General features: G+C 40.0%; 9 protein-coding genes. 1 reads left to right on the top strand and 8 read right to left on the bottom strand.

The genetic code is table 11. The annotated features are described in order from the left end of the window. Window positions 1–3 precede the first annotated feature (3 nt). The 8 genes from ACZ427_RS03220 to lacZ form a co-directional block, all read right to left on the bottom strand. Complete coding sequence (locus tag ACZ427_RS03220; protein ID WP_461178281.1) at window positions 4–1,188, bottom strand: dihydrodipicolinate synthase family protein; 1,185 nt, start codon at window positions 1,186–1,188, stop codon at window positions 4–6. Window positions 1,189–1,199: 11 nt separating this feature from the next. Next, on the bottom strand, window positions 1,200–2,363 hold the full coding sequence (locus tag ACZ427_RS03215) for a Gfo/Idh/MocA family protein (RefSeq protein WP_461178280.1): 1,164 nt from the start codon (window positions 2,361–2,363) through the stop codon (window positions 1,200–1,202). Between the two features lie 139 nt (window positions 2,364–2,502). Then, window positions 2,503–3,327 carry a helix-turn-helix domain-containing protein gene (locus ACZ427_RS03210; protein ID WP_461178279.1) on the bottom strand — a complete coding sequence of 275 codons (825 nt, stop codon included), beginning with the start codon at window positions 3,325–3,327 and terminating at the stop codon, window positions 2,503–2,505. A 359-nt stretch (window positions 3,328–3,686) separates the two neighbouring features. Continuing rightward, window positions 3,687–5,903 carry an alpha-galactosidase gene (locus tag ACZ427_RS03205; protein WP_461178278.1) on the bottom strand — a complete coding sequence of 739 codons (2,217 nt, stop codon included), beginning with the start codon at window positions 5,901–5,903 and terminating at the stop codon, window positions 3,687–3,689. 60 nt (window positions 5,904–5,963) lie between these two features. Further along, window positions 5,964–6,788 carry a carbohydrate ABC transporter permease gene (locus ACZ427_RS03200; protein WP_461178277.1) on the bottom strand — a complete coding sequence of 275 codons (825 nt, stop codon included), beginning with the start codon at window positions 6,786–6,788 and terminating at the stop codon, window positions 5,964–5,966. Continuing rightward, window positions 6,781–7,632, bottom strand: a complete 852-nt coding sequence (locus tag ACZ427_RS03195; protein WP_461178362.1) for a carbohydrate ABC transporter permease — start codon at window positions 7,630–7,632, stop codon at window positions 6,781–6,783. Before ACZ427_RS03195 ends, ACZ427_RS03200 begins: the two co-directional genes overlap by 8 nt. 313 nt (window positions 7,633–7,945) lie before the next feature. Continuing rightward, complete coding sequence (locus ACZ427_RS03190; protein ID WP_461178276.1) at window positions 7,946–9,229, bottom strand: ABC transporter substrate-binding protein; 1,284 nt, start codon at window positions 9,227–9,229, stop codon at window positions 7,946–7,948. Between the two features lie 214 nt (window positions 9,230–9,443). Then, window positions 9,444–12,602, bottom strand: coding sequence for a beta-galactosidase, LacZ type (lacZ, locus tag ACZ427_RS03185; protein ID WP_461178275.1), 3,159 nt, complete (start codon window positions 12,600–12,602; stop codon window positions 9,444–9,446). 360 nt (window positions 12,603–12,962) lie between these two features. Here lacZ and ACZ427_RS03180 point away from each other — a divergent pair, with 360 nt between their 5' ends. Next, window positions 12,963–14,000: an aldose epimerase family protein gene (locus ACZ427_RS03180; protein WP_461178274.1), complete on the top strand. Its 1,038-nt coding sequence runs from the start codon at window positions 12,963–12,965 to the stop codon at window positions 13,998–14,000. Window positions 14,001–14,057 lie beyond the last annotated feature (57 nt).

The following is a 14,057-nucleotide window of genomic DNA, read 5'->3' as shown; positions in this document are numbered from 1 at the left end:
CAATTACAACAGCTGTTTTGTTTGTTGTGAAACGCCGGCTTGAGCTAATACAAGCTTCATTCGCTCTGCAGCCATTTCTGGATTTCCAAGTAATCCAGCATCATCTGCCATCACAAACAATTCGCTTAAATGCATGATGGAACGCTGCCCCTCTGCTCCACCTATCATTCTGAAATGGGATTGATGCCCATTCAGGTATGCCATAAACACAACACCCGTTTTGTAGGCATAGGTTGGTTTTTGAAAAATATGGCGGGATAATGGAACGGTTTTCTCTAAAACAGCATCATAGGCTTCCATATTGCCCGCATCCAGTGAATGCATCGCACTGGCCGCTGCCGGTGCTATCGCATCAAATATCCCTAGTAATGCATGACTATATCCTTGTTCATCCCCTTTGATTAGATCAGGATAGTTAAAGTCATCCCCTGTATACATTTTCACACTATCCGGAAGCAGGCGTCTCATCTGGATTTCCCGCTGGTCATCAAGTAAAGAGATCTTGATCCCATCAATCTTATCTTCATTTTCCTTGATGACCCGTAAGCAGACATCCATCGCCTGATCAATATCTTCATGGCCCCAGTATCCTTTTAATGCCGGGTCAAACATATCACCGAGCCAGTGTAAGATAACCGGTTGAGAGATTTTATTCAATACATTGCGATAGACACGTTCATAATCCTCTGGTGTTTTCGCACATGCAGCCAATGCACGGCTGGCCATTAAAATAATTCGGCCGCCTTCTTTTTCTACAAATTCACATTGTTCATCATATGCCTTTTCTACTTGATCAATCGTCACATCCGGGCCTGCTGCCAAATGATCTGTCCCTGCCCCACAGGCGATTCTTCCATTTACCGCTTTCGCTTCCTTCACCGAACGGCTGATTAACGCTTTGGCATGCTCCCAGTTCAGCCCCATCCCGCGTTGGGCTGTGTCCATCGCCTCAGCCACACCAAAACCGAGGGACCACAGGTGATGACGGTATTTTAATGTCGTATCCCAATCAATTTTACTGTTATGAATCGGGTCTGTATCCGCAAAAGGATCCGCTACGACGTGTGCCGCAGAATAGGCGATCCGGTTTTTAAAGTTTTCTTTTGGAATATCAAACGAAACAGGCTCTTTTGGTGTATACGTATATAATTCTCCGTTTTTATTCGGTAATCTGATCGACTGTACCAATACAATCCCTCCTATACGTTTACTTTACTTTTGACTTTCGGTACATCAACAAAGCGTCTTTCCTCCCAAGATTGAAGGGCAAGTTCTGCAAGTTGAATCCCTTTCGCACCTTCCATTAAATCCAAATCATACGCTTCATCAGCAACAACATGTTTCAAGAACATTTCCCACTGTACTTTAAATGCATTATCAAACACCTGGTTCGCTGGTACATCTTCCCAATGGGACTGGAAATCAAATGGATTCTCAATATCCGGGTTCCAAAGAGGCTTCGGTGTATTTACGCGATGCTGTGTTTTACAATCCCTAAGGCCAGCAACCGCACTACCTTCTGTACCGTCCACCTGTACAGTAAGCAGATCATCACGGTTTACACGGACTGCCCAGGAAGAATTCGCCTGCACGATAATGCCATTTTCCAGTTCAAATGTTCCGTATGCTGCATCATCCGCCGTAGCTTTGTATGCCTTTCCATTTTCATCCAGACGTTCCGGAATATGTGTCGCACCAAGGAAGGAAACCGATTTCACGGATCCGAATAAATCATCGATGACATAGCTCCAATGTGGGAACATATCTACAATAATTCCGCCACCATCTTCTTTTCGATAGTTCCATGATGGACGCTGCCCTTCTTGCCAGTCACCTTCAAATACCCAATAACCGAATTCCATACGGACACTGAGAATTTCTCCAAAGAACCCGGAATCAATAAGACGTTTCAGCTTCAGGAGACCAGGCAAATACAATTTGTCCTGTACGACCCCATTTTTCACACCAGCATCTTTTGCAAGATTCGCAAGTTCCACTGCTTCCTCCATGCTTGTTGCGGTTGGTTTTTCACAATAAATATGTTTCCCTGCAGCAATTGCCTTGCGGATCGCTTCGGCTCTTCTTACTGTTGTCTGTGCATCAAAATAGATTTCATTATAATCATCGGCCAACGCTTTATCCAAATCTGTTGCCCAGCGCGACAGGTTATGCGTTTCTGCCAGCTCTTCCAGACGATGCGCACGTCTTCCAACCAGAATCGGATCTGGCATAATAATATCTCCAGAAGGAAGTTCAATTCCTCCCTGTTCGCGAATTGCAACAATGGAACGAATCAAATGCTGATTTGTCCCCATCCGACCTGTTACACCATTCATGATAATACCAATATTTTTTGTAGTCATGTGTCATCCTCCTGCTATATGATTTATTTCTTAGTTTAAGCCTAGGGGATTTTCGTTTTGAAGTCTTACTAATCAAAGAATTAAATTCTCAATTTCGGAAATGAAAAAAGCCTGACCCAATTAAAGGATCAGACTGCTCTTATTCATCCGTCTCTGAAAACGGATGATTCATTCGGTATTTATTTGGGGATAAATGGGTAAATTCCTTAAATCTTCTATAGAATGTAGAAAGTGATTCAAAACCAACTTCAAAACAAATGGAGGCAATATCATTATCTGTTTCCATCAGCAATTTTTTTGCCACTTCCATACGTACCTCATTTAAATATTGCATTGGCGTGATGTCATACTGTTCTTTAAAGATCGAATTAACATGCCGTGTGCTAATTCCAAGTTTCTGAGAAATATCATTCGCATCCGCAACTTCAAAATAATTCGTATCAATATATTTACGCAACCGCTGGGCCCGCAGGATATTCGCATCCGTTATATATGGTTCTTTCCTGATCCTGAGTAGAATAAGTAATAATTCAGCAAGGTAAATTTTCATTGCCACTAGGTTAATGGCCTCCCCCTGCGATTGTTCATACAGCATTCTTCTTAATAATTGCCTTACTTTCCCTGCATCAAATAGATTCAGTTCAATTTGCTTCGTTTCCTTCCATTGATGTTGATCCAGCAGATTTTCCATATCTGCACCCAATTTTTTCAAATCAAACTCCAGTGCAAGCACCGTCATTTTGCTCTCAGACGTGATTGAATGATTCGAATATGGCGTAATAAATGCCAAACTGTCCTGCGAAAACGGCTGGCTTTGATGATCAAATGTGATTTCACCCTTATTCTCTAAAACATATAATATTTGGTAAACTGGATGATAATGATCTTTCACTAGATTTCTTTGCGCATGTTTGTTTTCTTTTATCCGAATACCGTGCGTCTCTAATTCACTGGCATTGTCCAATCGGATACCTCCTTTTTAAATGAAAGGAATATTTTCAATTAAATAATGTTATATATAGTATACCTTATTTAAGGCCACCTGCATTACTGTGGTTATATCGCGTTAAACTAAAAAATGAAACTCATCCGCATTGGATAAGTTTCATTTTGTTTATTTCCTAGTTTATTATTATACTTTGGTGTTGATGACGTCCCGTGGTTAGGACGGGTGGGGCTGCGTTTGCGACAGATGGTTCAGCTTTCAGAGCAGGTGGTTCTGCGCTCAGGGCGGATCGTTCTGCGTTTGGAACAGCTAGTCCGGCGCTTAGATCGCATTGTCCTGCGCTCAAGCCAGATTGTTCTGCGCTCGCGGCAACTGGTTCAGCTTTCCTGACATCTGCTTAATTTAACAATCTGTGATGAAAAATCTTTGGCACGTTCTTCAGCCGGAAACAGGTCAATCCGTAACCCGGCATGCATCAGTTCATCCCCATAGAAAGTTTCCTCAAGTCCCGCAATGTTATATTCATAGTCGGGATGTAGTCCTTTCAACAGAATCCGCTTCAAGCCGGTATTTGGAAGAGATAACACCTGAAAGCGTCCTGCCAGTGCTTCTTCCTTATTTTTGGAAACAACCATCCAGCTTGTTATATTTCCATCTGCTTCAAAAGGGCTTTCCAGTCTGTAAAAGTCACCATTTAATAGGAGTTTGCGATTTTCTTTATAAAAGCTGATCTGTCTTTTCACATGTTCTTTATCTTCAATCGTCATTTTGGTCAGATCCAGTTCATAACCAAACACCCCAAAACAAGCGACATTTGCTCTTGTGGCAAGACTGGTATTCCTTCCCACCTGGTGATTTGGAATGTCAGAAACATGTGCGCCCATCGAACGAAGCGGATATACGATAGATGTACCATATTGAATCTTCAGTCGTTCCACAGCATCTGTATCATCACTCGTCCACGCTTGTGGCGCATAATAAAGCATACCTGGATCAAAACGGGCACCGCCACTGGCGCAGGATTCAAATAAGATATCAGGAAATTCTGTGGTAAGTCTTTCATATAAATCATAGACTCCAAGAATATATCGATGCGCCACCTCTTGTTGCCTGTCTTTCGGCCATCCAGCAGAACCGATCTCTGTCATATAACGATTCATATCCCATTTGATATAAGTAATTGGAGCATCCTTCAGTATGGTAGCCATCCTGTGATAAATATGGTCAACCACTTCTTTTCGGGAAAAATCAAGAACATATTGATTTCTTCCATGAGAAAGATGGCGTCCTGGTACATGGATAATCCAGTCCGGGTGGGTTTCGTAAAGTTCACTGATCTTAGAAACCATCTCCGGTTCAAACCACAATCCAAAATCCAGTTCCATTTTCGTAATTTTCTCCGCCAGTCCTGTGATTCCATTCGGTAGTTTTCGTTCATCAGTAAACCAATCACCCAGTGAGGTGGTGTCGTCATCTCTTTTCCCAAACCAGCCGTCATCCAGCACAAATAATTCTATCCCTAATTCCTTGGATTGTTTTGCCATGTTTAGAATTTTTTCCTCGTTAAAGTCAAAATAAGTTCCTTCCCAGTTATTAATCAATACCGGCCTTTCCTGGTCCCTCCATTTGCCGCGAACGAGTCTGCTTTGATATAAATGATGAAAGGTTTGGCTCATTCCATTCAATCCTTCATTCGAATAGACCATTACAACTTCAGGCGTCTGGAAAACTTCTCCATTTTTCAATAGCCAATTGAAATCAAATGGATGGATTCCCATCGTCATACGGGAGACATCGTAGTGATCAACTTCTACCTGTGCAAGGAAATTCCCGCTATATACCAGGCTAAATCCGTAGACTTCCCCCTGATGCTCGGTTGCCTCAGGTCTTTTTAAAGCAAGAAAAGGATTTTGATGGGCACTACTGGAACCTCTCGTACTGGAAATCCGCTGAATGCCCTGGGTTAGTTTTCTGGATGTCACATGTCTTTCTCTTGACCATGCACCGGATAATTGGATCATTTCAAAATCAGAATCAAAGAAATCTACGCTGGCGCTCAGTGCCCTTGATAGATTCATATCTTCCTTCCCATGGTTGATAAACATGGCAGATCTCGTAATCACGTTAAATTGTTCATAAACCGTATAAGTAAGTTTGATCTCTACATGTATCAGATGATCATATAATGAAATTTCCAGGCTTTCTGCTTCCTCATTATTTTCCACATAAGTAGCCGGTAACCCTTTAAGGGGCTTCTTTCCTTTAAAGATGCGGTGCCCATTATATTCAGCGTTTGTGATACGACTTCCATCTTCTTGCAAAATCTGATAGGCAGGTTCTCTGTAATCAGTCGTGCCATAAGATGGGTATTCCTGTTTGATAACTTCTAAAGAAAAACTCTCTTCCCCTTCATAGACATTACTGATGTTTGAACGGTTTCTTCTGGTAAATAAATGAGCAAACGAATCGCGATGCCTTATTTTTTTGCCATAATACAAATGCCCCAGCTGATTATTCCGTAACACCTTAAAGATATAGCTGGTATCTTTGGCTTGTAAGTGGAATTCCTTTGTTGATTCATTGAATAGAATCATCGTTTACCTCCTTCATCTTGTCCAAATGACTTTCCTTGATGGAAGTGCTTTGCTCATCATTTATTTTACAGATCCAAGCATACCAGCAACAAAATATCGTTGCAGCAGGAAGAAAATAAGTGCTGTCGGCAATGTAGTGATAACAATAGCCAGCATAATCACACCATAATCTGGTGTATAACTTGAACCAAGATTAGAAATCAATAATGGAACCGTCTGATTTTCCGGAGATTGTAAAACAACCAGTGGCCACAGATAATTATTCCAGCTGTTCATAAATGTGATGATTGCTGCAGCGGCATAGGATGTTTTCATTGTCGGTACATAGATCTTAAAGAAAAGCCCTAATTCTGAGAGCCCGTCCATTCTTCCAGCCTCAAGCAATGCACGTGGGAACATTTTCGTGTTTTGCCGGAAGAAAAAAATCAAAAATGCGGTGGTAATTGTCGGTAAAGCCGCAGCTGCCAGTGTATCAATACCGATGAAGGGAGCTACTTGTGAAATACCACCAAAAAATCGGAATAAAGGTATCATTAATGATGCAAATGGAATCATCATGGAAAGGAGCAGAATGCTAAATACGATATCTTTCCCCTTACTTCGGAAAATCTCAAAGCCATAACCGGCTAAAGATGCGATCAGCAATGCAAATACAGTCGTCCCAACTGCAATAAGTGCTGAATTCCATAATGCCTGGCCAATTGCAACAGTATCTAACATGTTCTGAAAATTTTCGATCAATTTTGTTCCAGGGAGCAAACTTCCCCTTGTTACATCAATCGATTCATTTGTAGCGCTAACAATCATATAATAAAAAGGAAAAATTGAAATAATCGAAGCACCAGTTAAAAACGCATACATAAATCCTTGTTTTAATTTATTCATTTTTATCACCTGCAAATCTGAACTGAATAATGGAAAAGATGACAATCATTACAACAATCGTAAAGGAAACTGCAGCTGCGTATCCAAAATCAGGAGTATATTCAAATGATAGATTATAAATATATTGAGAGATGGTTAAGGTCGCATTTCCCGGTCCGCCCTCTGTAATATTCATAGGTTCATCAAATAACTGAAGTGTTCCTATTGTAGAGACAATGGAAGTAAATAGAATAATTGGTTTTAACATCGGAATGGTAATCTTAAAAAATTGTTGAAATGCTGATGCACCATCCATTTTTGCAGCTTCATAAATAGATTCATCAACATTTTGAAGCGCAGAAAGATAAAAAATCATATTGTATCCTACCCATCTCCAAGTTATCGCCAATATAATGACTACTTTCGCCCAAAAGGGATCTTGAAGCCATGTAATAGGTTCGGAAATAACACCAACGTCGATTAACATCGAATTAATTGTGCCATTATTACTGAATAAATATTTAAAAATGACAGAATAGGCAACAAGAGATGTTACTGCAGGCAAGAAAATAGCTGTTCTGAATAATCCCTTGAACTTCAATTTTTTATTATTTAACATTACAGAAAAAATTAATGCAAAAATAATCATTAAAGGTACTTGAATAAGAAAGAAGATCACTGTATTAAATAATGCTGCAAGAAAATTTGGATCTGTAAATAAACGCATATAGTTACCCAGTCCAACAAATTCTAAATTGACCCCTGGTCCGGATTGGAACGATAAAATCAATGCCTGGATCATCGGATAAAAATAAAATAAGCAAATCATAATAACAGCTAATAGTATAAACAACCAGCCAATCATACGCTTTTTGGGTTTGAATGATGGTTTGGTTTTTTTACGTGGTTTTTCAACATTTAGATTTGTGGATTCCATGAAATTAATTCCACTCCTTCCTTTTAAGTGCGTGATCAAAAAGGACCGAGAAGTTCGAGGCGGCGTAGTTTCGAGCGGCGGAATGTATGCTTTAAGATACATGAGCAGCGGAGAAATAAGCCAACAAAGAAATTCGATGTGTCATTTTTACCGGACTTTTTGAACAACCTCTTTAAAAACCATAGAAAACCGTTCGCTTATCAAAGCCTTCAGATAATTTTATTTCCCCTTTATTAACATGCTAATTGAGCTGATTCTCCGCTTGTTCTTGAGTAGCTTCCAATATGGTATCAAGATCTCCACCATTCAAATAATCCTGCAGCGCAGTGGCGAGCATATCTGAAATCGCGTACGTGTGCATACCATAATTTACTTCCGGAATCTCTTCAGCCCAATTAGAAAAATCCTCATATATTGCCTGGCCCCCAAAGTACTCAACTTCATCTCCATATGTGCCTGCCTCATTCGCTGGCGTGTATGTGCCGATTGCACCTATTTCTGTAACCAGATCCTCATATAATTCAATATCTGAAGCAAATGTGTCTGCCAGAAATTCTGCTGCCTGTTCTTTTCCAGGAATATTAAGCACATAAAAGGATGATCCGCCTAAATTAGAAGCATTTACGGATCCCTCTATACCAGGAAGACGTGGAAGTGGAACAACTGCCCAATCGCCTGACTGTGATTCTTCCGCAGTTATGGATGGAGTGAACCAGTTTCCGAGTGGCTGGGATACTACATCCCCATTATTTACAGCTTCCAATAATTGACTCCAACCAGAATGTACATTTAGTAAACCTTCATCCCTTAGCTCTTTGAATACTTGAAGCGATGTTTTTAACGCTTCATTTCCAGCGATGTTCGGTGTAACCCCGTCTTCCTCTGTAAACCATGAACCGCCGGATTGAACCATCATTCGAAAGATTCCAAGATCGTTATGATCATTTGTAAGCAGATTTTTCCCTGTCGCTGCTTTTACGTCTTTACCAATTTCAATGTATTCTGTCCAAGTGATGTCCTCTAAGTCTTCTACGGTATACCCCGCCTCTTCCAGATAATCCGTTCTTACATATAATCCTGCCGAACCAGTATCAAATGGAATAGCATAATTTTTCCCATCCTTACTTGTTGCTTTAATTTTATAGGACAGGAAATCATCTGCTTCAAAAAATTCAGTTAAATCGTAAAAGGCATCAGGGTACGCTTCAAGAAATGACTGTGCACGATAATCTTCTATTAAAACGATATTCGGAAGTCCTTTGTTGGCACCAGAACTTAAACTCGTATTTAACTTTTGAACAATATCATCCTGGGCATTTTCAATGGTATTCAGCTTAAAATCAGGATGATCGGTTTGATAGGATTCCTCGGCGATTTCCAATGCTTTGAGGTTATAATTAGGGTCCCAGGCCCACACTGTAAACTCCTCTGGTTCCTGTCCAGAGCTTTCATTCGAGCCAGTTGAACACCCGACGATAAATAAAATAGCAGTAAAGCATGCTGTCACCATAAATATATTTCTCATTTTCTCCCTCCTCTATCAAAAATACGATGAACTAATCTCTACAAATTAATGCGCTTTCATAATTGGTTAAATCGCTTATGAATTACTATATGATAACTTAATTAATTTAATTAATTATTATAGTAAACTTTTCAAACTACTTTGTCAATAACGGATTAAAGTAGAGTTGTCTCCGTTGCCGCAAACAACAACGGAGAACTCCTATATTACAAAACTATTTGTCTTCTAAACGTTTATTTAATGCAACTGGGGAAATTTCATTTTTCGAATAGCCCTTCAAACGCATTGAAAAGTCAAAATCATCATTGCTTAATTGATACTTCTCCAGCACACCTGGCCCACAGCTTGCTGAACCTAACCCCTGTTGGTGATGGTCTAGATTTAACACAATAAAATCCTCTTCCACCAAATCAGTCGTATGACGGGCATGTTGAAGGTTTTCTGTTGTATAAGGATGGGCACTAAAATTAAAATCGTCACCCGATATAAATAGTCCAACACCACTTTCATCTGTCAACGAGGCCCACTTCACGTCTGTACGGTTTCCGTTTTCCTGTGGTACCACATATGGTGTAAATAGCTCTTTCACTGTTTTAGACCATACACCAAAACGGTTTGCTAATTTGCTATCAGCATAGGACTCGCCTGGACCACGGCCATACCAGTCGACCTGATCATAGCCTTTAGCCAGATTCATTTGTAATCCAATTCGTGGTAAAGTCCCGGAAACATCACCTGTTTGCTTACCGGATACTCTCATATTAACAGTACCATCATTTGAAATGTTATACGTATACAACACATCAAAGCCCCAGCTAAATCCGGGAGGTGCTACCTTCGCACTGACTGTAATGGTAAGTGATTCATTTTCAGTTGAAAATTCATAATTTATATTGTTTATCCGCTGTTGCATCATGTGAATCCCATTGGATCTCCAATTGTCTTCCTCTACGGTTGACCCGAACTCATCGGAACCTAACTGGTCATTATCTGTTGTTGCCCGCCAAAAGTTCAGGGAAGGGCCTTTTTCCAACATATCATTTCCACCGACATGCCATGAATCTATCACACCATGCGTTTTATTGAAATTAATTTTGAAATCATCACCAGTTACTTTTATTAGATTACTAGTTTCAACACTGTCCACAGATAAAGGTCCGTTTTGAATGAAGCTGGGGGCAGTTGAGATTACTTGTTGGCGCACCGGAATCTGGAATTGTTCCCAGGCAACTTCATGCCCAGTTTTCGCCCCGTTCTTTTCTTCTTTCTCGTGAAACTGAATCGTTAGCCAATAATCTGTTTTCGCTTTCAGTATGGCTGGAAGCTTGTAAGGTATTTTTACCTCTTTCGTTTCACCAGCTTTAATCGTTGAAATTTCCAGGGAACCGGAATCGATAACTTTACCATCTGCGACCAGTGACCAGGAACTTGATAAATGATTTAAATCACGGAAATCATATTGATTAGAAATACGAACCATTCCATCTTCCAGGGTTTCTGCTTCCATTTTCACCGGTTCAATTACCTTCTTATACTCGATTAACGCAGGGGAAGGTTTGCGGTCAGGCATGACCATTCCATCGATAACAAAATTGGAATCATGCGGAATTTCACCAAAATCGCCCCCATATGCAAAGTATTCTTCACCCTCTGGTGTCATTTGACGAATTCCATGATCCATCCACTCCCAAACAAAACCACCTTGCAACCGTTTATGTTTATAAAATGTTTCGAAGTATTCCTTGAAGCCGCCAGGACCGTTCCCCATTGCATGAGCAAATTCACACATAATATGCGGCTGGTTTAAATCCGTTCTGGCACCTAACTGATCCATGATTTCAACAGGTGTATACATTGTAGAGAACATGTCTGCTGCGGCATTTAATTCATCTGGATTGTTATTTGTTTTCTCCATGATGAAGCGTGTCTCTCCTTCATAATGGATTAATCTTGTTGGATCGTATTGTTTTGTCCAATTTGCCATTTCTTTATGATTCGGACCAAAGCCTGATTCATTCCCCAAAGACCATATAATGACAGATGGGTGGTTTTTATCCCGTTCTACCATTCGCTTCATACGATCAACATATGCAGCCTCCCATTCCGGATCACTGCTCAATTGATGCGGCTTATCAATAAGTGTAAATCCGTGACATTCGATGTCTGTTTCATCTATCACATATAATCCATATTCATCACAAAGGTCATAAAACCTAGGATCATCCGGATAGTGTGCTGTCCGTACCGCATTGATATTATGCTGTTTCATTAATTGAATATCTTTCTCCATCCAATCGATTGGCACAGCTCTGCCTAAATCTGGATGGTGTTCATGGCGATTAACCCCTTTAAACATGATTGGGACACCATTCACCTGAATCAGCCCATCTTTCAATTCTACCTGTCTGAATCCCACTTTTGATGGGATTACTTCGATTATTTCACCATTTTCATCCTTTAGCGTAATGAGCAAATGATAGAGGTATGGCGTTTCCGCTGTCCATTTATGTGGAGAACTTACAGGCATACGCATGGTCCGTTCATTTTCGCCTGTTCCACTTAACGTTAACGCTTTTTCCTTCTTTTCAACTACCTGATAGTTATTATCCAGCAACTGAAATTCCAGGTTATACCCCTTCGTATTAGCCTTTGATTGAATAATTGTCTCCACATCTAATACAGCATGTTCATAATTTTCGTCCAGTACAGTTTTTATGAAGAAATCGTTTACATGAATGTGTGGCTTTGCTACTAAGTAAACATCCCTGAATATCCCACTTAACCACCACATATCCTGATCTTCTAAATAACTTCCAACAGACCATTGATAAACCCTTACAGCGATTGTATTCTTTCCTTCTTGTAAATGGGAGGTAACATCAAACTCAGAAGCTAATCTGCTACCCGTGCTATAACCAGCGAGATCGCCATTTATCCACAAATGGAAAGCACTGTCTACGCCTTCAAAACGTAAAATCATGGTTTCATCCATTGTTTCTTTTGCTACATAAAAATCTCGGCGATATGACCCTGTTGGATTTGCAGAAGGAATATGCGGCGGATCCACAGGAAACGGATATTGAACATTTGTATAATGCGGTTTTCCATAATCATTCATTTGCCAATTTGACGGAACCTGTAATTCATCCCAATCACTTACGTCATAATCATTATGATAGAAATCTTCCGGAGCGGCTTCAGGTGATTCTGCATAGTTAAATTTCCATTTTCCATTTAATAATAAAAATCCATTAGAATTTCCACGCTCATCGCTTAAAGCAGCAGCGGTATCCTTATATGACATGAAGTAAGAACGTTCCTTCAGGCGATTTTTTTCTAAGATTGACAACGATTTATAATCTTTATTAAGCAATAGATTTACCTCCACGTTTAGTTATTCTAGAATTAAAACGCATACATTTTCGTTTTTAAAAGACTCCCTCCCCTTGCGCATTATAAAAAACAATAGTAAACTCAACTTAATTAATTAACTTAATTAATATCATAATATCTAACTTGTACTTGTTTTGCAATACCTATAAATTAGAAAACTTAGATTCTCTCCAAGTCCTTGTGGCGAAAGATGGCCGCATTAATCTGATTGGTGAACACGCAAGCCATAGCGGGGCATGTATTCACTAATTCTATTTCTTTGGAACGTGCAATGGGTATTTAAGAAAACGATACATTAGAGCAATTTACTCATACATTAAATAAGTAGGTGACATAAGAAATGCATATTAACACAACTGATATCTTAGGAAAATGGAAAGAATACACGCTGAGAAACAACCATGGCATGCAGGTAAGTATACTGAACTATGGTGGAATCATCACAAAAATTATCGCACCAGATCGACACGAGCATATGGAAAATGTTGTTCTCGGGTATAAAGATTATGCAGACTATGAAAATAACGCGAACTACCTCGGTGCATTAATTGGCCGGGTAGCTGGCAGGATTCAGGATGCGGCGTTTGAAATGAGAGGGACAACTTACCCCCTCGAATCAAATGATGGCAAACATCATCTCCATGGAGGAAATAATGGTTTCCACCAGGTTATCTGGGATGCCGAAACATTTCAATTAGAAGACAAGATTAGTTTGAAGCTCTCTCATAAAAGTTTGGATGGTGAAGGTGGCTATCCTGGCAATGTAGATGTTAGCGTTACCTATACATTAAATGATGAGAATCAGCTTTTGCTTGATTATGCTGCCAGCAGTGATCAGACAACTCCCCTCACCCTGACCAATCATTCATATTTTAATTTAAGCGGGGATTTAAAGCACACGATTCATAATCATCATGTAATGATAAACAGCGAACAGTTTGTTGGTCTGGATCATGAGTTGATTCCAACTGGGCGCCTTGCTCATGTTGCAGAATCACCTTTTGATTTTCGCCAAGGACGGATGCTGAGAGATGGACTAAATGAGCAAACGGAACAAAATAAAGTTGTCGGAAATGGCTATGATCATTATTTTATCTTTAATAACAAGCAAGCATGCGATGTTGTTGTCCATGAGCCTGAATCAGGAAGAAAATTAACCATCCATACAGACCAGCCTGGAATGGTCATGTATACTTCGAATAACCTTGATGAAGGTATGGAATTAACCAATGGACTTTCTAAAAAACATCTTGGTGTCTGTTTCGAAACGCAAAGTTCACCGGCCTCCTTGCATCACGAAGGTTTACCAAGTGTGTTGTTGAAACCAGGAGAAAACTACCGGAAACAGACTGTTTTCTCGTTTGGTATTGAAAATTAACTTATGTAGAGCATTGTCGATATTTCCCGGGAAATGATGGTTTTCCTGGGAAATAAA

It is taken from the genome of Virgibacillus ainsalahensis (assembly GCF_055380755.1).
Note: the sequence above shows the minus strand (reverse complement) of the source record. Positions and strands in the feature narration are given on the sequence as shown.

What these genes read in the sequence shown, in the direction of transcription:
- ACZ427_RS03215 (WP_461178280.1), bottom strand. Translation starts at nt 2,363, where the DNA reads ATGACTACAAAAAATATTGGTATTATCATGAATGGTGTAACAGGTCGG.
- ACZ427_RS03205 (WP_461178278.1), bottom strand. Translation starts at nt 5,903, where the DNA reads ATGATTCTATTCAATGAATCAACAAAGGAATTCCACTTACAAGCCAAA.
- ACZ427_RS03200 (WP_461178277.1), bottom strand. Translation starts at nt 6,788, where the DNA reads ATGAATAAATTAAAACAAGGATTTATGTATGCGTTTTTAACTGGTGCT.
- ACZ427_RS03195 (WP_461178362.1), bottom strand. Translation starts at nt 7,632, where the DNA reads ATGATTGGCTGGTTGTTTATACTATTAGCTGTTATTATGATTTGCTTA.
- ACZ427_RS03190 (WP_461178276.1), bottom strand. Translation starts at nt 9,229, where the DNA reads ATGAGAAATATATTTATGGTGACAGCATGCTTTACTGCTATTTTATTT.
- ACZ427_RS03180 (WP_461178274.1), top strand. Translation starts at nt 12,963, where the DNA reads ATGCATATTAACACAACTGATATCTTAGGAAAATGGAAAGAATACACG.